The 22,389-nt window shown below is 58.5% G+C and carries 17 protein-coding genes and 4 pseudogenes; 13 read left to right on the top strand and 8 right to left on the bottom strand.

All coding sequences use genetic code 11. The features are described 5' to 3' along the window. Nucleotides 1–536 precede the first annotated feature (536 nt). Nucleotides 537–716 (bottom strand): annotated as a pseudogene (locus tag HJB91_RS28160) (IS3 family transposase); the annotation flags it as partial. 342 nt (nt 717–1,058) lie between these two features. Here HJB91_RS28160 and HJB91_RS28155 point away from each other — a divergent pair. Then, nucleotides 1,059–1,256: a hypothetical protein gene (locus HJB91_RS28155; RefSeq protein ID WP_028744166.1), complete on the top strand. Its 198-nt coding sequence runs from the start codon at nt 1,059–1,061 to the stop codon at nt 1,254–1,256. Beyond that, on the top strand, nt 1,246–3,309 hold the full coding sequence (locus HJB91_RS28150) for a recombinase family protein (protein ID WP_168260311.1): 2,064 nt from the start codon (nt 1,246–1,248) through the stop codon (nt 3,307–3,309). Before HJB91_RS28155 ends, HJB91_RS28150 begins: the two co-directional genes overlap by 11 nt. Nucleotides 3,310–3,332: 23 nt before the next feature. On the opposite strand, the pseudogene HJB91_RS28145 reads toward HJB91_RS28150, so the two are convergent. The 3 genes and pseudogenes from HJB91_RS28145 to HJB91_RS31305 form a co-directional block, all read right to left on the bottom strand. Continuing rightward, a pseudogene (locus HJB91_RS28145) lies at nt 3,333–3,893 on the bottom strand (integrase core domain-containing protein); the annotation flags it as partial. A 28-nt stretch (nt 3,894–3,921) separates the two neighbouring features. Beyond that, nucleotides 3,922–4,143: a hypothetical protein gene (locus tag HJB91_RS28140; RefSeq protein WP_221156581.1), complete on the bottom strand. Its 222-nt coding sequence runs from the start codon at nt 4,141–4,143 to the stop codon at nt 3,922–3,924. Between the two features lie 40 nt (nt 4,144–4,183). Continuing rightward, nucleotides 4,184–4,267, bottom strand: a pseudogene (locus tag HJB91_RS31305) (hypothetical protein); the annotation flags it as partial. Between the two features lie 301 nt (nt 4,268–4,568). On the opposite strand from HJB91_RS31305, the gene HJB91_RS28135 reads away from it, so the two are divergent. The 4 genes from HJB91_RS28135 to HJB91_RS28120 all read left to right on the top strand — a co-directional run bounded on the left by HJB91_RS28135 (nt 4,569) and on the right by HJB91_RS28120 (nt 9,933). Next, on the top strand, nt 4,569–5,684 hold the full coding sequence (locus tag HJB91_RS28135) for an IS110 family transposase (protein ID WP_221156577.1): 1,116 nt from the start codon (nt 4,569–4,571) through the stop codon (nt 5,682–5,684). A gap of 622 nt (nt 5,685–6,306) precedes the next feature. Continuing rightward, nucleotides 6,307–7,527 (top strand): ABC-three component system protein, encoded by a 1,221-nt coding sequence (locus tag HJB91_RS28130; protein ID WP_221156575.1) that lies wholly within the window; start codon nt 6,307–6,309, stop codon nt 7,525–7,527. 1 nt (nt 7,528) lies between these two features. Next, nucleotides 7,529–8,020 carry a three component ABC system middle component gene (locus HJB91_RS28125; RefSeq protein ID WP_221156574.1) on the top strand — a complete coding sequence of 164 codons (492 nt, stop codon included), beginning with the start codon at nt 7,529–7,531 and terminating at the stop codon, nt 8,018–8,020. Continuing rightward, nucleotides 8,020–9,933, top strand: a complete 1,914-nt coding sequence (locus HJB91_RS28120) for a DUF3732 domain-containing protein (protein ID WP_221156572.1) — start codon at nt 8,020–8,022, stop codon at nt 9,931–9,933. The genes HJB91_RS28125 and HJB91_RS28120 overlap by 1 nt, the downstream gene beginning before the upstream one ends. Nucleotides 9,934–10,005: 72 nt before the next feature. On the opposite strand, the pseudogene HJB91_RS28115 reads toward HJB91_RS28120, so the two are convergent. After that, nucleotides 10,006–11,154: pseudogene (locus HJB91_RS28115) on the bottom strand (RHE_PE00001 family protein). Nucleotides 11,155–11,168: 14 nt separating this feature from the next. Between HJB91_RS28115 and HJB91_RS28110 the strand changes: the two are divergent. The 5 genes from HJB91_RS28110 (at nt 11,169) to repC (ending at nt 18,347) form a co-directional block, all read left to right on the top strand. Beyond that, nucleotides 11,169–12,842 carry a transposase gene (locus HJB91_RS28110; RefSeq protein ID WP_221156570.1) on the top strand — a complete coding sequence of 558 codons (1,674 nt, stop codon included), beginning with the start codon at nt 11,169–11,171 and terminating at the stop codon, nt 12,840–12,842. Between the two features lie 328 nt (nt 12,843–13,170). Further along, nucleotides 13,171–14,319 (top strand): site-specific integrase, encoded by a 1,149-nt coding sequence (locus tag HJB91_RS28105; protein WP_221156567.1) that lies wholly within the window; start codon nt 13,171–13,173, stop codon nt 14,317–14,319. A gap of 407 nt (nt 14,320–14,726) precedes the next feature. Next, the gene (gene repA / locus HJB91_RS28100) at nt 14,727–15,938 is read left to right on the top strand and encodes a plasmid partitioning protein RepA (protein WP_221156565.1); all 1,212 of its coding nucleotides are present in this window, start codon (nt 14,727–14,729) and stop codon (nt 15,936–15,938) included. Next, nucleotides 15,935–16,978, top strand: a complete 1,044-nt coding sequence (gene repB, locus HJB91_RS28095) for a plasmid partitioning protein RepB (protein WP_221156563.1) — start codon at nt 15,935–15,937, stop codon at nt 16,976–16,978. Before repA ends, repB begins: the two co-directional genes overlap by 4 nt. Before the next feature lie 154 nt (nt 16,979–17,132). After that, nucleotides 17,133–18,347: a plasmid replication protein RepC gene (gene repC, locus HJB91_RS28090; protein WP_221156561.1), complete on the top strand. Its 1,215-nt coding sequence runs from the start codon at nt 17,133–17,135 to the stop codon at nt 18,345–18,347. Between the two features lie 978 nt (nt 18,348–19,325). Here repC and HJB91_RS28085 read toward each other — a convergent pair. The 3 genes from HJB91_RS28085 to HJB91_RS28075 all read right to left on the bottom strand — a co-directional run bounded on the left by HJB91_RS28085 (nt 19,326) and on the right by HJB91_RS28075 (nt 21,210). Next, complete coding sequence (locus HJB91_RS28085) at nt 19,326–20,030, bottom strand: hypothetical protein (RefSeq protein WP_221156559.1); 705 nt, start codon at nt 20,028–20,030, stop codon at nt 19,326–19,328. 182 nt (nt 20,031–20,212) lie between these two features. Continuing rightward, a complete protein-coding gene (locus HJB91_RS28080) occupies nt 20,213–20,557 on the bottom strand; it encodes an MBL fold metallo-hydrolase (protein WP_221156557.1) in 345 nt (114 codons plus the stop codon). A 152-nt stretch (nt 20,558–20,709) separates the two neighbouring features. Next, nucleotides 20,710–21,210 carry a ProQ/FINO family protein gene (locus HJB91_RS28075; RefSeq protein ID WP_221156580.1) on the bottom strand — a complete coding sequence of 167 codons (501 nt, stop codon included), beginning with the start codon at nt 21,208–21,210 and terminating at the stop codon, nt 20,710–20,712. Nucleotides 21,211–21,369: 159 nt separating this feature from the next. On the opposite strand from HJB91_RS28075, the gene HJB91_RS28070 reads away from it, so the two are divergent. Both HJB91_RS28070 and HJB91_RS28065 read left to right on the top strand, forming a co-directional pair. Continuing rightward, nucleotides 21,370–21,723 (top strand): hypothetical protein, encoded by a 354-nt coding sequence (locus tag HJB91_RS28070; RefSeq protein ID WP_221156555.1) that lies wholly within the window; start codon nt 21,370–21,372, stop codon nt 21,721–21,723. After that, on the top strand, nt 21,724–22,185 hold the full coding sequence (locus HJB91_RS28065) for a hypothetical protein (protein WP_221156553.1): 462 nt from the start codon (nt 21,724–21,726) through the stop codon (nt 22,183–22,185). Nucleotides 22,186–22,389 lie beyond the last annotated feature (204 nt).

Raw genomic sequence — 22,389 nt, 5'->3', positions numbered from 1 at the left:
ATGGCGCCACCCCACTATTGGCCGGCAGAAAATGTAAATCAGTCAAACCTGCCGATGTTCGATCAAGACCTCGCGGAACCGCCATATCCGACATATCCGACATATCCAGTTCCCTTCGATTTCGAAGACTACGTCCCTCCGAATTGGGAAGATGGCTTTCCGGCCCCGCAAGATATGATTCCCAAAATGCAACTCCTCCGTACATGCCCGAACCCAATCCAAAACAACATACCTATCTATATCAGAGGACAGCTCTGCCTGGCCGTATTCGTTATGCCAGATGCCTATAGTTCCTATGTTCGCCTCTACAGACAGTAACGCCAGCAATGCCTCCTGTCGGTAATGCGTGCTGTGGCCTGCGCGAAGATGGAGTGGCTACGGTAGCAATCGAAATTCATTCCCTATGAATGTTGAAATCTTGCCGGCGACGTCATCGCCGGCAGGAGGGCTCTGGATCGACGAAGAAGACCTTTTTCCAACAATTGCTCCTGGATTTTGCTTTCGGTTGCGAGCTATTTTGACCTGCCACTGAACTTTCATCCAGCGGCGACTAGAGCCTCGGTGGTTTTGACTACGCCAAGTGGCGCGTTGTGAGCAACCGGCGGAAACGCGAAGCTTTCATCTTGCGCAGCGTTGGAGCCGGTTGCGGCGATGGTCCCGGCAAAGTCTGCCGGGGTTTTGTATCCGAGCGATGAGTGCGGCCGGAAATGGTTGTACAACACGACGACAGAACACCCACAGGACGGAGGTTCGTGAGCTTTTATATCCGTGGCATCCTTGGTGCGGTCAGCTCGTGCATGTCCATGATGCGCTGGCCAAAGGTACGGACATTTTCCGCTGCAGCCTATCTGGTGCTTCTTCTGATCGGCTTTTTGAAGTCCCATCATGGATGTTCGACCGTTCCGTGAGCGGATATTGGCGCAGCCTGCCAGTTCCGCATGTCGATCTCGCGAGCCTGCATGCTTTGGCAAAGTTACTGGAAGACGCCGACGCCTCATCGCAATCTGCGGTAATGGGCGCAGCATTGGTCTCTCACGAAACGAGTCGGAGAGATGTCCATGCCTCGCCAGTCCATGACATGCCAGTTCGATCTGTTTTCGGCTCCGCAGAGGGGGATGACCGCAGGCATGCCACAATGGCCGGAGTTGCCGGAGGAAACCCGCCAGGCGCTGACGGTTCTCATCGTGCGGCTGTTCGTCGATCACGCAAACTGCGAGCGCACCTCCCAGCAGAAGGAGGCCGGTCATGATGCATGAGAAGATCGGGCCGCACCATCTGGAGCGGAAGGCTATTCTCTATGTTCGGCAGTCCTCGGCTCACCAGGTTCTGCACAATCGCGAAAGCAGTACCCTTCAATACGCCATGCGCGATCGCCTGACAGCACTTGGTTGGTCGCGCATTGAGACGGTGGATGACGATCTTGGTCGTTCGGCCGCCGGTGGTGTAACCCGCGCCGGTTTTGACCGGATGGTCGCCGAGGTCTGCCTTGGCAAGGTGGGGGCGGTAGCGGCACGCGAGGTATCGCGTTTTGCCCGCAACAGCCGCGATTGGCAGCAGCTCATCGAGATGTGCCGCGTCGTTGATACCGTTCTGATCGATCAGGAAGCGGTCTACGCACCACGCCAGGGCAATGACCGGCTGCTCTTGGGCCTGAAGGGCAGCCTCAACGAGTATGAGCTCGATCTCTTACGTCAGCGTTCCCTTTCCGCCCGCTACGAGAAGGCACGCCGCGGAGAGCTTGTCGTCACGGTCCCGGTCGGCTTTTTGAAGGTCGGTGACAGGATCGAGAAAGATCCCGACCGGCGCATCCAGGACGCCATTGCGTTGGTCTTCAACAAAGTCGCCGAACTTGGCAGTGCACGGCAGGCGCTTCTATGGTTCCTCGAACACGGGTTGGATTTGCCCGTCAGGCGCGCGGACGGTGATGTCATCTGGCGCAGACCCAACTATGCGACCATCCACCGGATGATTGCGAACCCGATCTACGGCGGCGCTTATGCTTATGGTAAGAGTCGTTCCGTCCCGGGATACGGTGGCCGATCTGGAATTCGCCGCAAGGTGCGTGATGAATGGTTGGCGCTGATCCCGGACGCACACGAAGGTTACATCAGTTGGGAAAGGGCGGAGGAGATCCGCAAGATGGTCAGCGACAATGTACCGGCCAGTCGCCATCATGGAGCGCCGAAGCATGGCGACGCTCTGCTTGCCGGCCTTTTCCGCTGCAAAAGGTGCGGCCGGAAGCTGACGGTTCGTTACACAGGAGCCAACCATAACATCCCGCGCTATTCCTGTTGGCGAGGGTTGCTCGACAACGGCGAACCACGTTGCATCGCCTTCGGCGGTTTGCGGGTCGATGATGCGATCGAGGAGGCAGTGCTCGGGGTGGTCGAACCAGGAGCTATTGCCGCCGCCATCGAGGCGGAACGCCGTATGGCCAGCCAACGCGACCAGGTTCAGGATGCCCTGCTGCGCGATCTCGAGGCAGCGCGCTATGCCGCCGACCGGGCATTCCGGCAATACGACGCGGCTGATCCGGAGAACAGGCTGGTGACGTCGGAGCTCGAAGCACGCTGGAACACGGCGCTCGCTCGCGCCGGCGAGATCGAAGCCAAGATTGCCAAACATCGGACGGTTGCGCCGCAGCCGATCCCCATGTCCGCATCCCAGGTAGCCGCACTAGCGGGGAACCTCCGCGCCGTCTGGACGGCGCCGACAACCGATGCAAGGCTGAAGAAGCGTATCGTGCGAACGCTCATCAATGAAGTGGTTGCCGATCTCGATGATGGAACCTCCGAGATCGTCCTCGTCATCCATTGGGTTGGGGGTGTCCACACCGAGCTGCGCCTGCCGAAGCGGCGCCGCGGGCAAAGAAACGCGACGCCTGACGATATTGTCGACGCCGTACGACAGCTCGTCCTTATCGCCAATGACGATGTGATTGCCGGTGTCCTCAATCGAAACGGACTGACGACCGGCAATGGCAATCGGTGGACACGGGAGCGGGTCACCGCGCTGAGGTCATATCGCAAGATTCCGGTCTTCCGTCCCCGGGTCGACGGGGTCGAGCCGTGGCTTAATCTGGGCGGTGCGGCGAAGTTGCTCGGGATAACGCCAAAAACGCTGCGTCTGGCGGCCGAGGCTGGCCAGATCGAGGGGGCTCATCCGCTACCCGACGGCCCATGGATCTTCAGCCGTTCAAAACTCGCCACCCCGCAAGCACATCAGATCCTCGATCGCGCCCGGCAGAACCCTCGACACCCCACAGGATCGCATCCAGATCAGGAAAACTTATTCCCTTCAACAACATAGAAAGATGGGCGTTATGAAACAGAATTGTAATCGTCCGCCCATTCAGCAATGGCGCTTCGGGCATGATCGAGGCCGAAGAACAGGCTTTCGTTGAGCAACTCGTCGCGCATCCGGCCGTTGAAACTCTCGACATAGCCGTTCTGCATTGGCTTCCCCGGCGCGATATAGTGCCACTCGACCTTGTGATCCCTCGACCAGGCGAGGATGGCATTCGACGTTAGTTCGGTGCCGTTGTCGGAGACAATCATTCCGGGCTTGCCGCGTCGTTCGATCAGCGTCGTCAGTTCTCGGGCGACACGTCGACCAGAGATAGAGGTGTCCGGGACCGCTGCCAGGCATTCGCGCGTCACGTCATCGACAATGTTGAGCACGCGGAAGCGTCTGCCGCAGGCGAACTGGTCATGCACGAAGTCCAGCGACCAGCGGGCATTGGCCTTCGCTTCAATCAGGATCGGCGCACGTGTGCCGACCGCACGCCGCCTGGCTTTCCGCTTGCGAACGGAAAGACCTTCCTCGCGATAGAGCCGGTAGATGCGATTGACCCCGGATGGCTCTCCGTCCCGCCGAAGCAGGACGAACAGCCGCTCGACTACCCGGATCGTTAATGAAGGCTCAATCGATGAACCGGCTCGGGCGCTCGCCGACTTCGTGTCCCGCGGTGGACTGTGATTGGGCAAGGGACGGCAGGATGAAGTTTCGCAGGCTGGGCGCGAGCGCGGGATCGTCGGAATTCCGGACGGGATGCCAGTAGAGTTCTTCGATCTCTGAAAGCGCGCGCGGCGTCCCCTCCAGGGACCCCGTATACAGACGCACAAAGACGCGGGTTGCGTTCATGCCAGCAGCCTGGTCCCCGAAGCACCCCGAAAAGGCAAGTGATCCCCTTTCGACGCCGCAGCCGAGTTTCCTCGACGAGTTCCCGCTCAAGTGTCTCGACGTCGCTCTCATCGCCCTCCGGCTTTCCACCTGGGAGTCAAATGCTCCCCGCCCCTCTTGCGAACCAAAAGGATCATGCCATCCGAGATCACGGCCAGTCCGATTTTCAAGATCGTTCGCATCGCGTTCTCTCCCAAAGATGACTAGCATACTAGGCGAGCTTGCGGCGGCTGGCACGCTCACAGGCGCACAGATCTGTGGATAGAGAGAATCTTGCAACGTAAGACCGTATGTCCGTCTTCGTGGCTGAGGTGGCTCGCCCTACACTGGTCTTCCGAGGGTTGCTCGGATAGGCCGAGCCGATCCTCATCACAGGAGGACGAGCCGTGGCAGATTATAGAGAAGTGTTCGTTGGAATCGATGTTGCCAAACTGAAGAATGCGATTGCTGTTGCCGAATCCGGCCGCGAGGGAGAGATCCGCTTTTGGGGTGAAGTTGATGCATCGGATGCAAGCATGCGCCGCGTCATCCAGCGAATAGCTGCAAAGTTTGACCGCGTGCATTTCTGCTACGAGGCCGGGCCAACCGGTTACGGCCTGCATCGGCTGATCCAATCCCTTGGCCATGAATGCATGGTTGTCGCGCCATCATGGATCCCCAGGAAGCCGGGCGACAGAGTGAAGACGAACCGTCGAGATGCACTCGCGCTCGCCCGGCTATTGAGGGCCGGCGAGCTCACGGCGGTGTGGGTTCCCGACGAGGGCAATGAGGCGATGCGCGACCTCGTTCGCGCTCGAGCTGCGGCTGTCGAGACGTTGCGGGTTCACCGGCAACAGATAAGTGCCTTCATGCTCAAACACGGTCGTATCTATCCACGCAAGAAGGGCTGGACGATGCGATATCTTTGCTGGCTCCAGGAGCAACAGTTCGATCATCCCGCGCATCAGATCGCTTTGCAGGAAATGGTCGAGGCGGTCCGCATCTCGAAAGAGCGCGTCGGACGTCTGGAGAGAGTAATTAAGGAATTTGTCCCCAATTGGTCTCTGGCTCCAGTCATCCGAGCGCTGCAGACGCTTCGAGGGATTGATCTGATCGTCGCCGTTACATTCGCCACGGAAGTCGGCGATGTCAGCCGTTTCGAGAGCCCGCGCCAATTGATGGGCTATCTTGGCTTGGTCCCTGGTGAGCGATCTACGGGCGAGACGGTCAGACGGGGCTCGATCACAAAGGCAGGCAACGGTCGGGTTCGGCACATGCTGGTCGAGAGCGCGTGGACTTATCGCTACCCGCCAAAAGTCGGCGCGAGAAAGCTATACCGGCTGGAGGAAGCGCCGCCGGCAGTCAGGGAGATCGCGTGGAAGGCTCAGAGCCGATTGACGGCTCGATATCGCCTGTTGGTCGCGCGGGGAAAACGGACAGCGGTGGTTTGCACCGCAATTGCCCGAGAATTGGCCGGCTTCATGTGGGCTGTTGCAAGGGAGGCGCAGGCGATCAGGACATAGGTCACTGCAGCGAACTTGCACCTCGCGCATGGGCGGAGGCGGGACAACGGCAGGGGAACATCCGTCAGACGCTTTGTGGCCGGCCTTGTCCGACGCCCGTAGTAAGATAGGAACAGCCCCGGACGCACAATCGGGAATGCGGTAGCCAACCCGCGCATCAGAGCTTGAACACCGACGTCCTTGAGTTCCGCCTCCACCCATACGCGATCATCATCATGAATAGTCGTTCGTCAGAACGAGCGATTGCACACGTCCAGAGCATTGACAACGGACATCAGAGCGGATGTGCCAACCCCATCTTGGCTGGATAACACGGAATTGGGTATCGTGCTTCAATGGGCGGCATTTTTGAATTGGGACAGAGTGCCAAAACTACTTCAAGGAAGCCGGATATGAACGGACATAAAACAATCCCGCTCTAAAGGCCGAGGCAATCCGCCTATCCACGCGCTCCTAAAGCTCTATAGCTTAAGAAGTGATGCCTAGTACCTCAATGACAAGCTACTGCGCCGTGGGTTCGCGGCCTATTTCCTATACTGGAAATTGCGTTTGCAATTGCGAATGTTCAGATTAACGTATGCCGAATCGCCGGGCGCATCGATTTTGAACGCAGGTATGCAGAGTGTCAGAAGCATCTAGTTTTTCAGCAGCAGATTCTTTCATCGGCTACGTGTATCAATGCGAATACGCACTATACCGCGCTCTAGATCCCGATGATCATGCGCAGGGCGTTATGATCGAAACGCTGGATGATGTCACGGCAGAAGGCCTGGACGCGCTTGAGTTGATTCAGCTTAAGCATCACGATCAGAAGAAGTTGAAATCGCTGACAGACAAAAGCGAGGATGTCTGGAAGACCGTGCGGGCTTGGTCGGTGGCAATACAGAAGGGAACGGTCGATGCGGCAAACGCCAAGTTCTTCCTCCTGACGACCGATCCTAGCTCGACCTCGTCTATGCTGGCAGAGCATCTTTCAGCCCCCGGCGAAGGGTCCAAACGCAACGCCATCGAAGCATATAACTTGATGGTCGCTATCGCCGAAGAGATGGCCGCCAGCAACGTTGAAGATAATCGCAAGCGCGCCGGGCCGTTCCTAGCCCTCGATGAGGTCCATCGAAAAGCTCTGGTGTCGAACATTACGATCGTCTCCAACATGCCCGTTATCGAAGAACTTAGGAAGAAAATCCTGAAACGTCTGAGTTTCAGCGGCGCGACCGCCGAAAACCTGGAGGAGTTTACCGAGGCGATCGCGGGTTGGTGGTACACAGCCCTGATACAGCGGCTGAGAACGCCGGAGCGCGAGATGATTCTGAAGGAGGCGCTTCAGGAAAAGATTTCGAGCCTGGTGGTCCAGTACGCCGCGATGACGCTTCCAATGTTCGAAGACATCGGAAAGCCCGGGGAAGACGACGTCAACGTGCTACGGCGCAGGCTTTTCGTGAAGCAACTAGCAGCGATCGGACATACCGGAGGCGTGGTTGCGGTCTCCAGCGCCATGACCGATTATTACAAGGCGGATGGCCACATCAAGCGGTGGGTCCAAAACCTTCAGGTCGAACCAAAAGATCTTGCTGCTTTCGAGGACGAGTTGACCGGGCACTGGGCGACCAATTTCGCCACGGCGGAGGCGGAAGCCCGATTTCTATCGGGCGATCCAGATTCCGAGAAAAAGCATCAGGGGCTTGGAAGGACTGCCTTGAAGGAAACGCTTCAGGGCAGCCAGGCCAAGTTGAAAGGCCTTTCGCTCGATTATCTCCGGCGCGGCGTCCTCCATATGATGGCGAACAAGCCGTCCATCGGTTGGCATCCACAGTGGACGTCGATGTTCAAGGGAGACAAATGACATGCCGCTCGAGCAATGGGTTCACCGCCAACCCGATCATGCCAACTGCTTCAACCCCGGTTACCTGGCACTACTTATGCAGGCAACGGTCAAGGCCTATGAGAAGCAGGCCCAACCCATGCCCTTTTCCTTGGTATTTCCCGCTGCTACCATGGTGCTGCATCCGGGCATCCGATCCTCGCTCCCCAAGACGGTTGCTACGGGTTGGCCGAAATGGTTGAGGGACGATCCCCAAATCCGCGTGGATCTTGCATCTTCGATGCGCGCGTTGGTTCCGTCGATCAAGGAGGGTGCGCTGACCGCGCTGAGGTCGCGATGGGTCGCTGCCGCTCCCGGAGGACGACTGACAATATCCACACCGCCGACATTGGGGAAATTACCGATCGCCGCCGAGTTCGAACGAGATCTTTCGGCAGCCACTTTCGTCGGCAAATGGCTGGCTCGAGCGGGTACCGAGCAGGATATCTATATCAAGATCGGGGTTAGGCCCTGATGCAAATCAAATCCGTTATCCTTTATTCTCACGACGGGCGGGTACGCGAGCTTCCGTTCGAGCTTGGAGCCGTCAACATCCTCAGTGGTCCCAGCGGTAAAGGCAAGTCCGCGCTCTTGAGTGTCATCGACTATTGCCTCGGATCGTCTAGCTTCGACGTCCCCGCTGGTTTCATCTCCAGCGCCGTGTCCTGGTTCGCCGTCAAGCTGGCGATCGGGACAGAAATCATGTTCGTCGCCAGGCGCGGCGTGAAAACCGGAACGAAAGCCAGCACAGAATTCCACCAAGTATATCTAGCGGGAGATGAGACGCCCACCTTCGACGAACTGCGTCCCAACGTCAAGCGAGAGGAAGTGATCGACCGTATCGGAGGTCGGCTCGGTGTTGGCGAGACCCTGCTGCCACGCGCCGATGGTACGGCGGACAAGAAAAAGCTCACCTTCAGGTCAGGCTTGATCTATTGCCTGCAGAAGCAGAATGAAATCGCCAACCCGGACTTGTATTTCCATCGCCAGAGCGAACTGGCCCAAACTATCAGGGACACCCTGCCATACTACCTTGGCGCAATCTCCCCGACTATTATCGAGAACCAGGCACAGCTGCGGCTCATGAAGAAGCGGTTGCGCGAGATCGAGCGCGAGTTGCAGAAGAACTCGTCGGTCTCCGAGCGGGTAGATAGCGAGATCCAGTCTCTCATCGCAGATAGCGTAAGGCTCGGCCTGTTGGACCAACCCCCGTCGCCGGGTACCTCCGCTATCAAGCTCGTCGACATGCTCACAGAGCGATTCGCACAAACAAACTTCGTAATCGGAGCAGGCAGCGATGTCGATACCCTGACACGCTTAAACACCGAACTGGTCAAGCGAACCCGCGAGCGTGCCGATCTCAAGAAACAGATCGACGCCCTCCAACAATTCGACGGCGATCAGGATGTCGTCGATGTCGCCTTGAACGAGCAGCGCAGGCGCCTCCAGGCGATCGAGGTCCTTCCCAACTGGCACGATGCCGCCACATGCCCCCTTTGTGACAGCCAACTGGCGACCGTCACCGCTTCCGCTGCCGACATGCGATCGGCACTGGTAAAGCTCGAATCAGAGTTGAGCGTGGTTGGAAGCGACCGCGTCGATCTAAGGCGGCATCTTTCCAGCAAACGCGCCGAGCTCACCGAAATCAATGAGCAGATCTCTGATATTCGCCGCGAGGTCGCTCGCTTGAACGAGGAACAGGAAGAGATCCGAGCACTTCTCGAAAAGCGGAACGAAATCTCCCGCCTGTCCGGCATGTTTCAGATGTTCCGTAAGCTCGTCGTGACGGCTGACAAGGTCGGCAACGCGGCGCTGGAGAGCGCTCGGGATGCCCTAATCTCCGACATCGAGGTGCTCGAAGACGAAACAAACCTAGGAGATGTACGCGCCAAGACCACCATGTTCCTCGGCGCCATCGGCAGCACGATCACCGAATGGGCTCGTGAACAAAAACTGGAGTATTCGGCCGGGTTTCTCACTTTCGACATCCGAGGTCCGCGGCTGGTCAGCCAGCTTCCCGACGAGACAGTACCGTTCTCTCGCTTCGGCAGCGGCCGAAATTGGGTCTGGTACCATCTGCTGGGCCATATGGCACTCCACGCGTGGTTTCGCGGCAACAATCGACCAGTACCCTCGTTTATCGTTCTTGATCAGCCATCACAGGTTTACTTCCCGTCAGTCGCGGGTGCGCGAGACAAAGAGGACTGGCAAGAGGTGAAGCGAATCTACCATTGGCTGTTCAAAGTGGCGGCCGACTTGGAAGGCGGTATTCAGATCATCGTTACTGACCACGCAAGGTTCGAGGACGACAAGGAATTCATGCGGAACCTAAGGCATGATTGGTGGAACGACGAGACGTTGGTTCCTATCGATTGGCCGAACGGCTGATCGGTAAGGACACGTTCGCGGTCGGTTGGTTTCCACGTGGAGCTTAGCCCGTCGCCGCCAGCCGAACGATCCCTAAGTGACACCCCATGCCCGAAACCTCCCCCTCCCCGTCATCTCCCTAAGATCGAGCTCCAAAACGATCCGCCGCGCCGCCTGCGGCGTGACGTCGAGCGTCTTCGCCACCATGCCTGCCGACACCAGCGGTTTTGCTATCACCAGCTCAACCAGCTCCGGCAATTTTGACGACGTCCGCCGTCCTTCCAGTTTTCGGTCCATCATCGTTTTCGCCAGCGCCAGCCGGTCGTGCTCTTCAGCCCGATCTCGGCGGCCGCCAGAAGCCCGTGGGCGATGGCGAGCAGCCGAGTCTCGCGGTCGCGGTGGCGGCGTCGGTCGACGGGAATGGTTTTCAGGCCAAGATTTACGGCGGCGAGATGCGCGCCTGACGTGATGCCGGCCTGGCGCAGGATTGCGGCGCAAAACAGCCGGCCAAGCCAGGGCGCATGCTGCAGCACCGAAAACTCGTTCCAGGCATCCAGCGCGACGATCGCCTGCAGCACTGCCGGCAGATCTTCCATTTGCCGCAGCACGGTGCGCCATTCCTCCAGCCGCTCGTCTTCATCCCAGTCTAGATCATAAACCAACGGATCCTTTTCCCGAACCCGAGCCGGGCCGGGCGTCCTTGCCTGTTCGATTGCGGCGTCTGATCGAGCCAGCACTGCATCGATGGCGGCGAATTCTTCCGCCAGCGGGCCGGCGTCATCATCGTCCTCCTGCCCCTCCCCTTCTGCGGGTTCGCCGGAATGCACCACGCCGACTTCTTTGGCGACGTGGCCATCGCCACCAGATGATGCTGCAGGCCGCGCCTGCCCCCGCAAACTGCGTAGACTGTCGGGCGACAGCGCCCAGCCGGCTGGCTGGCCAGAAATGCGCCGGCGGGTGCGCAGCACGTCGCGGGCGATGGTGAGTTCGTGGGTCGGGGTGCGGATATCGCGGGTGGCGTCGTGGAGGACGAGGTCCTCGAGATGGACGAGTTCGCCGTCGACCCACAGCGAGGCGCAGGCGTCGGCGAATTGGGCGCGTTCGAGGAACGCCGTCGCCGACGGTTGAACGGGCGATGCGCTCGTCGAGACGGGCGAGTGCGATGCCGGCGTCCGAAATCGGCCGCAGCAGTAACTGGAGCAGATCTGGTGGCACGGGGGATTCCGATTTTTTGTGAATCATGATTCACTTCCTTTATGACGAAGCGCCGCCTCCCCATGGTCGAGCATGCTGATACGCTGTCGCTGAAGGCGCTGCGGGAATTGGTGACGGGACTTGTGGCGCGGGCCGATCGGGCAGAAATCCGGATTGGAGCGCTTGAGGCTGACAACCGAAAGCTTCGAGAAGAAAACGACCTGCTCAGGGTAGAGAACACCCGGCTGAAGGTCGACAACCAGCTTCTGCGTGATGAGATTGCGCGGCTTAAAAACCTGCCGCCACGCCCACCGTTCAGGCCATCGGGCATGGACCAGGCAACCAGCGACAAGGCGGTTGCCGGCAGCCGAAAGCCTGCCCGGCGTCGCGGGCCGAAGGGCGACACGGGGAGCGCCACGCGCGAAGAGGTGCTGCCTGCCAGAGCCCCACCTGGATCGCGGTTTAAAGGCTACAAGGATTGCGTGGTCCGGGATCTGGTCGTGCGAGCCGAAGTGGTGCGCTATCGCCGCGAATGCTGGGTGACACCGGAAGGACGCACGATCATTGCGCCGCTGCCAGCAGGGATAAAGGGCGGCTACGGCGCCAGTCTGCGTCGCTTCTGCCTGATGCTTCATAGCCATGGGCAGGTCACGACGCAGCGATTGACGACCTTGCTGAACGATGTCGGTGTCGAGATTTCCAAACGCCAGGTCATCCGGTTTTTGACAGAGCGGCTGGATGGCTTTCATGCCGAGGATGCCGCCGTGCTGCATGCCGGCCTGGTCTCGGCTCCCTTTGTCACGGTCGACGATACAGGTGCCCGCCATTCCAATCGCAATTTCCATACGACACAGATCGGAGGCGAACAGTTCACCGCCTTCCGCACGACGCCGTCGAAGTCGCGGCTGAACTTTCTGGCCCTGCTGCGCGGCAACTATCAGGACTATGTTCTCAACGATGCCGCCTTCACCTTTCTGGAAACCCGTCAGATGGACCCCGCCCTTCTGGCGCATTTGAAGACATGCGAACCGCGGCGGTTTGCCAATCAGGTTCCGTTTCTCGAGTATCTGGCCGCCAATGGTATCGACATCTTCGACAAGGACATAATCCGCCCGTTTGCCGAGGCCGGCATCTGGGGCGCCATCCGCCATCATGGTCTGGTCGGCAATGCGGTGATCGTATCCGACGATGCCGGACAATTCCGCGTCGGCACCCATGCGCTGTGCTGGGTCCACGCCGAGCGGTTGCTGCACAAACTGATGCCGGCGACGCCCGGCCAAGCACGGAATGTCGAAACCCTGCGGAATCTTATCTGGCATTTTTACAGGGCCCTGAAAGCCTATCAGCGAAGACCTGATCCCCGTGCAGCCCGGGGCCTTCAGGCTCGGTTCGATCGGATCTTTTCGCTGCGCACCGGTTATGGCGACCTCGACAAACTGCTGTTTCGACTGGGTCGCCGCAAGGCCGAACTGCTGCGGGTTCTGGAGCGGCCTGAAACCCCGCTCCATACCAATGCGTCGGAAAGAGATCTGCGCGGACTTGTCATCAAGCGAAAGATTTCCGGCGGCACGGTCAGTCGCAACGGTCGGCAGGCGCGTGACAGCATGCTCGGCCTGATGAAGACCTGCCAAAAGCTCGGCCTGTCGTTCTGGCACTATCTCGGCGATCGGCTGGGGATCAATGACGAAGTTCATGCTATTGCACCCCTCGCCTCGATGGTTGCAGCACGCGCCTGAACGCTCTCCGCCCTTCGAGCACCCAGCTTCTGCGTCAGACATGCTGATTGTCTCGGCATCGCCACCAAATCAGCCCCGCTTACCCCAGCGGACCCCTTTGGGCCTTGGCTTGGCGAGGAAGTAATCCATTGAAATCATAGTAAACGCGGCATTAACCAGAAACGATACCGGCGATTGCTTCCGCTGATGCTGACGATCGCGGGCTGCGGTTCTAACCATCGATAAGTAGCGCTTATCGATGGTAGATTGATTTCGCCGTGCAAATCACGGAGAATCGCAACAGATCACGGCCCTGGAGGCCGGCGAGACCCGCGATTTTGGAGCGTCCGTGGCGAAACCAAAAGAATCAATGACCGCCGTCGAGCGACGTGCCGAAGAACTCGACACCATCGCCGCCGTGCTGCCGATCGACCGCCGCGACGAGCTCGCCCAGTTGCTCACCGACCACGACGTCGAAACACTGCGCCATCTCGTCAACCAGGGCATGGGCGACAACACCTTGCGGGCGCTGACCTCCGATCTCGCCTATCTGGAAGCCTGGGGCATGGCGGCCACCGGAAAATCCCTGCCCTGGCCGGCGCCCGAGGCGCTGCTTTTAAAATTTGTCGCGCAGCATCTGTGGGATCCGGAAAAGCGCGCCGTTGATCCAGATCACGGCATGCCGGCCACCGTCGACGAAAACCTTCGAAGCCAGGGGTTTCTCAAATCCGTCGGTCCGCACGCGCCAGCCACGGTGCGCCGGCGACTGGCAAACTGGTCGACGCTGACCAGATGGCGCGGGTTTGACGGCGCCTTCGCCTCCCCTGCCCTCAAGTCGGCCATCCGCCTGGCGGTTCGCGCCGTCCCCCGGACGCGGGGTCGCAAAAGCGCCAAGGCCGTCACCGGCGACGTGCTGGCACAACTGCTGGCGACCTGCGCCACCGACAGCCTGCGCGATCTGCGGGACCGGGCAATCCTGATGGTCGCCTTCGCCTCCGGCGGTCGACGGCGCAGCGAAATCGCCGGGCTGCGTCGCGAACAGCTGACCGTCGAGCCGCCGATCGAGGTGCCGGACGGCCCTCCCCTCCCCTCTCTCGCCATCCATCTCGGCCGCACGAAAACCAGCAGCGGCGACGAGGACGACGTTGTCTACCTGACCGGCCGGCCGGTCGTGGCACTGAATGCCTGGATGACGGCGGCGAAGATCGACAGCGGCAGCGTGTTTCGGGCGATCGGGCGATGGGGGACTGTTTCGAAGCGGGCAATCGATCCGCAGTCGGTCAATGCGATCATCAAGCAGCGGGCGGTGATGGCGGGTTTGGACCCTGGGGAGTTTTCCGCCCATGGGCTGAGGTCAGGTTATCTCACCGAGGCGGCCAATCGTGGAATCCCCCTTCCCGAGGCGATGGAGCAGTCTCGCCACCGGTCGGTGCAGCAGGCATCGAGCTACTACAATAATGCTACGCGTCGAAGCGGACGGGCTGCCCGTATGCTTTAATTGCGGGAGGAGGAGGATTTTCTTAAACCCGAGCAGCTGCATTGGACTGCAACCCCACAGCGGCCGTTTTTCCGCCCTAGCTGGTGGCAATGATTCTCGTCAGTGAACTCGCTTGGATGCTAATTTGAGTCGCCAGATGGATTGTCGCCACCGCAAAATGTATCCCTTGCGCCTATTGCTTCGAAGATTCCAGTGTACGGGTGAAAAGGGCATCCGGAGATACACCCTCGATAACATCTTGTTGTTGCACAATAATATTTAGATCTCTTTGCACGGGCGACGGTCGGCATTAGGGTTTTGTTAACCCTAAATAGCTTGCCAGCCTGTTAGAATCGATGCTTATTGCAAGCAGCGGAGTGATTAGGAAATTCCGCTCAGAAGCGCTATTTCAAGAAATCAGGCCGGGGATGCCCAAAATCGCTGCAAAATTACCGCCAAAAGATGAAGACCTGATGGGGTTGATTGAGCGCCATTCTCGTTCCTTGTCGGCGCAACTGCAAGAGCATCAGCTCGCGACCTTTCCCCCTACGGCGGAAAAGGGCATCCGCACGTTTCAGCCAGCGGAGGCAGCAAAGCTGGTCGGCGTGAAAGAAGTATATCTGCGCCAGCTCGCAAACGAGCTCGAAGGTCTCCAGGTCAGCACCAGTCCGACCGGGCGCCGGTCGTATTCCGTTGAGGACATGCACAAGATCCGCAAGCACCTCGACCAGGTGGGCCGTGGCAATCGCCGCTATCTTCCACACCGCCGCGACGATGAAGCGTTGCAGGTTATCTCGGTCATGAATTTCAAGGGCGGGTCCGGCAAAACCACGACTGCCGCTCATCTGGCCCAGTATCTCGCGCTTCGCGGCTACCGGGTGCTCGCTATCGATCTTGACCCGCAGGCGAGCCTGTCCACGCTCTTTGGCAACCAGCCAGAAACCGATGTCGGCGTAAGCGAGACGCTTTATGGTGCGATTCGATACGACGACGCTCGCCCAATGGCCGAGATTGTTCGCGCGACCTACATTCCTGATCTTCATCTGATCCCCGGCAACCTCGAACTTATGGAGTTCGAACACGATACGCCGCGGGCGCTGATGAAGCGGAAGATCGGCGATACCATGTTCTTCCACCGGATCAGCGAGGTGCTAGACCAGGTGGCACCCAATTACGATGTTGTGGTGATCGACTGCCCGCCACAACTAGGCTACCTCACCCTCTCCGCCCTGACCGCAGCCACCTCGGTTCTGATCACCGTGCATCCGCAGATGCTCGACGTCATGTCGATGAATCAGTTTCTGTCGATGACATCGGATCTGCTCCGGGAGATCTCATCGCACGGTGCGCGCTTCGACTATAACTGGATGCGCTATCTCGTGACGCGGTTCGAGCCGAGTGATGGGCCACAGAACCAGATGGTCGGGTATCTCAGGGCGATTTTCGGAGAAAATGTTCTAAACTTCCCGATGCTGAAGACAACGGCCGTTTCCGATGCCGGTCTCACGAACCAGACCCTTTTCGAGGTGGAGAGAGGCCAATTCACCCGGGCCACTTATGATCGCGCGCTTGAGGCGATGAACAACGTCAACGACGAGATCGAGTCGCTGATCAAGAAAGCATGGGGAAGAAAGTCATGAGCAGGAAGGACATCCTCCGCACCCCCAAGCCAACCGCCGCCGTCGCGGCGCCGGTTGAAAGACCGATTAAGAGCCGAAGCATTCTTCCGCTCATGGGCTCCCCACCAGCGGAAGGAGCGACACCGGCATCATCGCGTCTCACTAGCCAGGTTGGCGGTGCTTTCGCAGAAGGTAAGGCGAGGTTTGAGCGCGCCGAAGAAATCGAAAAACGCCTGGCTGAGGGCCAAACCATCATCGAACTCGATACGGATACGGTCGATCCATCTTTCGTTCAAGACCGCATGCCCGGTGATATTGCCGGTCTTGTTGAAGCGATCCGCGAACAAGGCCAGCAGATACCTATTCTGGTGCGCCCTCACCCCGAGGCACCGGGGCGCTATCAAGTCGCATTTGGGCACCGTCGTTTGCGCGCCGTCTCGGAACTCAACCTGCCCGTCAAGGCGGTTGTCAGGGAACTTACAGACGAGCAGCTCGTAATTGCCCAAGGTCAGGAGAACAATGAACGCCAGGACCTGACATTCATAGAAAAGGCGCGGTTCGCCTCCCGGCTGACCGAGCAATTTTCACGAGTTGTCGTGATGGCAGCGTTGTCCGTCTACAAAAGCGATCTCTCGAACATGCTGTCGGTGGTGACCCGCATCCCCACGGAAATTGTCGACGCAATCGGCTCGGCGCCCGGGATTGGCTTGAAAAGTTGGGTGGCTCTCGCCGAGCTTCTCACGCGCGACGATGACCTTGAACAGGCTTCGACTTTCCTGCGATCGGCCGAGGCGAAAGCCCTGCCCTCGCCCGACCGGTTCAAGTCGCTCGTCGCCAGCCTCAAACCTACACCAACCAAGCGCGGACTACCGGATCTCCTGACAACGCCCACGGGGCTACGTTTGGCCCAGGTAACGAAGAGCAAAACCAAGTTGGACCTGTCGATCGATCGGCGCGAGATGCCAGATTTCGCCGCCTTTGTCCTGGAGCGTTTGCCAGCGCTCTTCGAGGAGCATCGCTCCAGGAACACTACTCAAGACCAGTTGAACAACGGAGATTAAGCGGAAAAAGAAAAAGGCCCCCAAAACGTCGCCGTCGTGGAAACCTCTTTCAGATCTAAGCAACCTGAGAATCGCACTTCCACGGATATTCGTCAAGAGTCTTGGCACCGATTTGGTGAGCCGATTTCTTTTGCCTTTTGAAAGGTGAAAGAGGATGCAAACAGGAAGTGTGACGACGCCCTTTGGGCGGCGGTCTATGACGCTTGCTCTCGTGAAGCGACAGGTCGCTACAAGAGAGATTAAGGCGGGAAAATCGGTCGAAAAGTGGAAGGTCTTCCGGGACGCTTCAGAGGCTAGGGAAGCGCTCGGCCTGCAGTCGAGCAGCCTTGCTGTGCTCGACGCGCTGCTAAGTTTCTACCCGGAGAACGAATTGCGCCAGGAGGCACAGTTGGTGGTGTTTCCATCGAACGCACAATTGATTCTGCGCGCCCATGGCATGGCCGGAGCAACACTTCGCCGTCATCTTGCATTGCTGGTGGAATCCGGGCTGATCGTTCGGAAGGACAGCGCGAACGGCAAACGTTTCGCGCGCAAGAACAATGCTGGTGAAATCGAGAATGCCTTCGGCTTTGATCTCTCACCAATGCTCGCCCGATCCGAAGAATTGGCTCTCATCGCGCAGAAAGTCGTTGCCGCGCGTTCCTCATTCCGGAAAGCCAAGGAGAACCTGACGATCTGCCGCCGTGACGTCCGCAAGCTGATTTCGGCAGCAATGGAGGAGGGTGCCGAGGGCGACTGGCTAACCATTGAAGCGATCTATGTTGAACTCGTTGCCCGTATTCCCCGGTCCCCGACCATGGAAGACGTAGCGGGTGTTCTGGACGAAATGGAGCGTCTTCGCGACGAGATCATTAATCGATTGGAAGATCAGCAGAATTCACAATTTAGTAGCACCAATGATGCTCAATTTGAGCAGCACATACAGAGTTCAAATCCCGAATCCATCTATGAGTTTGAACCTAGCTCTGAAAAAGAGCAGGGCGTGAAGCCGAGCAAACCCGGCAGGCCAAAGGTCGAGCCGCTGAAGGCTTTCTCTCTTGGTGTGGTGCTGAAGGCCTGTCAGCAGTTGGCTGACTATGGACCGGGCGGAGCTGTCGGTAGCTGGCGTGATCTTATGTCGGCAGCGGTCGTGGTGAGATCGATGCTGGGAATCAGCCCATCTGCTTACCAAGATGCGTGCGAGGTCATGGGGCCGGAAAATGCCGCGGTGGCAGTCGGTTGCATTCTTGAGCGCGCAAATCTGATCAATTCCCCAGGTGGATATCTGCGGGATCTCACGCGGCGAGCCGAGCGGGATGAGTTTTCTCTCGGTCCGGTGATCATGGCGCTACTCCGCAACAATGGTGGCAGGCTCCTTCAAGCGGTGTAAATCGCCGTTAGTTGCGACTAACTGCGCTAAACGACTGAAATATAAGGTGCTTCTGGACTGCTTGGCGTTTCCGTCTTCTAGCCCGCGAATTTTGCGGTTTGGCAGCAAAGTTCGTTCTACTGCAATCCAGGCATCGCGATATTTGGACATCGGGGGAGGGAAAGTTTAGTGCTGGCTGTGGAGTTGCTGGTGTGAATCTCGGGTAATTTCTTTACCTACCATGGTCTGAAACACTCGAACCGGTCTGGCTTTCAGTTCTCAGACAATCGGGTGGAAGACAGGTGCTTGCGTTCGTTGGAATTGCTCAACAGGCGTCGCTGACGGGAGCTTATTGGCGGTTAGTCATGACTAACCGCCTCAAGCGACTGAAATCACATCGGTTTCGCAGACCAACGGTCTTGGTCGCCGCCAGGTTCTTCGAGTTGAGCGGCGCGCGGGCAATGAGCGCGCGGGGTTTTGAAAAGTGTGGACCCCGCGGGTGCCGCGTACTTTCCTGCTTCGGACGCCTCGTGCAAAGTCTGCGGGATCGTGACGGGATCATCGTTCATCTCCAAGAACTCGTAGCAGGACCGGCTGTCGGGCGCTGACCAAGCCTACGCGCCGCCAGTATCCTCGCCCCTCACAGTTTTGATAAACACATTATCAGAGCTGCTCGTCCGGCGAGGCAGAGCAAGAAGGGCAGCGAGTGCTGGGTGGGTGGCGAACATACAAGCTTCAATTCCACCGCAGGCGGAGTTTGCCGTGGCTGCCCGACGTCCGTCTGCCCCCGCACACGGAGGCGCGGGAGGCGAACCTCGTCTCCTCATCGTGCGACTAGTGATTTCGGTGGGAGCGGGATCTTACAATAAATGCAAACCGACATTTTCGCGCATAGCCTCGCCCGACGGCCGCCTAGGCCATGCTACGTTCGCAAGTGAGCGTCCATCGTCGATAACTCGTGTATGAATACCGCCTGTTCAACCGCGCCGAGCGTCTCTCTCAGGCGAGACACGCGGTTCGAGCCTCGACAGTCGTGGCAAGCGCGAACCGCAATGCTCGGAACCCAAGGATTTCCGGATGGAAATTATTGGCGGAACCATGATGTGGCAATGTCATGACCGCAATTCGGTCATCAAAGCCTACGAAACACGTCCGCCATGGCTGGCGCCATTTATCATGCCGAAGCGCGGCGTCACCCGTTCCCAGCCAGCCGATGCCATCATGTGACCAGAAGAAGCGACCGTAGGGTGGTCCTTCGAGCGAGGAGCGCCATTGCCGGGATGGCTCGGTGTGGCTTGAGCTTGCGACGGCGCGTTGAGATAACGGCCCAGAGTAAAGTGACATCGAAATCGCATTGTGTCCTCCGGCAAAATGCCGGGTGTAGATTTCGACCAGCCGCTTGGCACTTTCCATAGAGCGTATGTGTTCAAGCAGCGATTTGGCGAGCTTTGCCTCGTCATTTCCCCGGAAACCAAGCACCTTTTTAATGTCCCGGAGAAACCGCTTTCGGGCGGGATCATCGATCGGATGGACATAGGGCAGGAGAACCCAATTGCCCCTGCGCCACGCGTCACCTGTAAAGGATTGCCACTCAAGCTGGAGATACGAGCTGGATGCAGCCACATAGGCGCGGTTTTGCGTCTCTCGCGCTGTCGGATCCGCAGGAGTGAGCTTTTCAGCGATCGGCCCGTGTGGGGCACGCAAGTAAGTCGCCAGTCTGTTTGCCGACAAGCCTTTGGATGGAGCGTCATCAAGTCGTATCCGGCGTCCAGCGGACGGGCCGTCGATCGGACCGTCGGGTTCCGCGCCACGCGGAGGAGGGATATCGTCAGGCCCGCCCGGTTGAAGGAAGATGACCCGCTCCGCACCTCTCCCGACCCACCAGGCTACGGGGCTCTCACAGTAGTCGAGCGACGATCGGGATGCCGTACCGCGCTCAAAATCGAAAGCACGAAAAGCAGGCGCTCTACAACATCCAGGTAAGGAACGATGACCGTCTTCGCTGGCGCCATTGCCTGCAGACGATCGATGCCGTTGATGTGATCAGCATGAAGATGTGAAACAAAAAGCATGTCCGTCTTTCCGTCGCATGCTGCCCGGTAGAGCGACATTTCACTGTTGAAAGCGTCGCTTCGTTCCGAGCTGCAGTCATAGACATAGGAAAAGCCTGTGACGGGGCGCTCATTGGCAGAGCGCACGCCGTCGAGCGACCCCTCGACAGTCGAGATCAATCCGGAGTGAAAGCCGCCATGGCCGACCGGGTGCTGGGTACGTGTAATTTTTGCGTGTTGCATCTACGTCCGGATTTTTAGGGGTGAAGATCCTCGTTGGCAGTCGAGGGTCTATCGTTTGAGAAGCGATTGGGGTGGTGGTCGACGTCGGCTCAAGACGAGATGGACGAGGTGTGCTGCTTTTTTCCGCGGCCGAGAAGGCTCGCACGGATCTGCTCTGATTTCGTCGCGCCTGACGTGGAGGAAGGGGAGGGTGAAGACGGCTCTGAGTTTCGCTCACCGCCGGTCGCCTTTTGCTTCAAACCTAGAAAACGGTTCTGCGCCGTCATGCGATCATCCTCGCTCAGGGCTTCCAGCGGCATACCGTCCAGATCATGGCAAACGGAATTGGGCTGGGCGCTCGCGAAATAATATCGCTTGGAGTGGACAAAGGCAGCAACCGCGCGGCGCAACGTCGTCATGCCAACACCGGGTTTCAAAAGCGGGCGAATTTCCTCAAAGAGCCCGATAGCAAAGGGTCGGATAGGATCGCCTGGCCTTGCCGGCAGGATCCCGACCGGGCATACTAGCAAAGCGTTTATGGCGTCTGCTTTCTGGATGTCGATCTGCGAAGCTACGATCGGGCCGCGGCTGACTGTCCAAGGCTTTGTCATAGGTTCCAACCCAATCTTTTCTTTCCCTGCGAGGCTGGGATCTACATCCTCTAAGCTGTTCTTGTTGCAGAAATGCATATTGCGGCAGCCGATCTCAAGGCCCGACTGCGCTTCATCCGGCTGTTTGGTACAGAACAGTCTGCGCATGAGCTACGGGAAATGCTCGCCCTCGTCTCCGCGGGAGTGGCGGTCCTTGGCAGAATCCTCTATATTGCAAACATGAGCGACGAACAGACCATATCGAAATCCACCAAGTCGGCCGTTGAGAAGGTCCTCCGTGATCGCCTCGGCCAGGCAGGGTTTTCTGGCGCCGACATTCGGGCCGATCGAGACAGCGATGGCGATCCGATCCTGCTCGTCGACGTGAATTATTCCTATTCGGACAAGCCGATCAGTTCGAAACTCACTTACGGTCTTTCGACTGAGGTGCGAAAGGCTTTGAGCGCCCTTGGAGAGACGCGGTTTCCGCATATTCGGCATCATTTCGACGAACAGCAGAAGATCGCAAGCTAAGTGTCGAATGATTTAATCGCCACCGCTCGGCGGCTTGCCAAGGCCAGCCCCAAGCGTCCACGCCAGTCCGACCTCAAACGTGGTGTCAGTACAGCTTACTATTCGCTGTTTCATGCGCTGGCTCGCGATTGTGCCGATCTACTGGTGGGGACAGGCGATACGCGCAGTGAGCCGGCATGGGCGCAAGTCTATCGGACTCTCGAGCACGGTGTCGCGAAAAATTCCTGCAAAGCGGCGGCAAGCCGCGGCTTTCCGGGCAATATCGTCTCATTCGCCGATACGTTTGTCATCCTGCAGGAAGAACGTCATCGCGCCGATTACGACCCGCTTGCGCGTTATGTGCGGGCAGAAGTCCTCGTTCTAATCGACAACTGTGAGCAGGCAATCAGAGATCTTGCATCGGCGCCGCGATCGGACCGCAAGGCATTCGCGGTATGGGTTCTGCTCCAGAAAAAAAGATAGGGCCTTCTCCTAGAGCTGATTGCAAATAGAACAAAACAAGAACACGAATAGTTTTCGGACATGAGGTCCTGTGTGCAACGCTCAAGCCTGGCTGCGCCAGTCGTACCCGAAGGGTTTAATCCCTGGCCCAGTATTGCCGGCTCCAGGCGCAAGGGAAGCATCGCCTGCCGAAGAGACGGTGGGACGTGGTGGGGAGGCGATAGA

Origin of the sequence: Rhizobium sp. NLR10b, from assembly GCF_019685435.1 — a bacterium.
GTDB lineage: Bacteria > Pseudomonadota > Alphaproteobacteria > Rhizobiales > Rhizobiaceae > Rhizobium.
This window is presented reverse-complemented; position numbering and strand designations above follow the sequence as displayed.

Bases quoted from the DNA above. Each gene is read 5' to 3' on its own strand.
- HJB91_RS28155 (WP_028744166.1), top strand. From the start codon at position 1,059: ATGCCTCGCCAGTCCATGACATGCCAGTTCGATCTGTTTTCGGCTCCG.
- HJB91_RS28150 (WP_168260311.1), top strand. From the start codon at position 1,246: ATGATGCATGAGAAGATCGGGCCGCACCATCTGGAGCGGAAGGCTATT.
- HJB91_RS28140 (WP_221156581.1), bottom strand. From the start codon at position 4,143: ATGAACGCAACCCGCGTCTTTGTGCGTCTGTATACGGGGTCCCTGGAG.
- HJB91_RS28125 (WP_221156574.1), top strand. From the start codon at position 7,529: ATGCCGCTCGAGCAATGGGTTCACCGCCAACCCGATCATGCCAACTGC.
- HJB91_RS28120 (WP_221156572.1), top strand. From the start codon at position 8,020: ATGCAAATCAAATCCGTTATCCTTTATTCTCACGACGGGCGGGTACGC.
- HJB91_RS28110 (WP_221156570.1), top strand. From the start codon at position 11,169: ATGACGAAGCGCCGCCTCCCCATGGTCGAGCATGCTGATACGCTGTCG.
- repA (WP_221156565.1), top strand. From the start codon at position 14,727: ATGCCCAAAATCGCTGCAAAATTACCGCCAAAAGATGAAGACCTGATG.
- repB (WP_221156563.1), top strand. From the start codon at position 15,935: ATGAGCAGGAAGGACATCCTCCGCACCCCCAAGCCAACCGCCGCCGTC.
- repC (WP_221156561.1), top strand. From the start codon at position 17,133: ATGCAAACAGGAAGTGTGACGACGCCCTTTGGGCGGCGGTCTATGACG.
- HJB91_RS28075 (WP_221156580.1), bottom strand. From the start codon at position 21,210: ATGACAAAGCCTTGGACAGTCAGCCGCGGCCCGATCGTAGCTTCGCAG.
- HJB91_RS28070 (WP_221156555.1), top strand. From the start codon at position 21,370: ATGCTCGCCCTCGTCTCCGCGGGAGTGGCGGTCCTTGGCAGAATCCTC.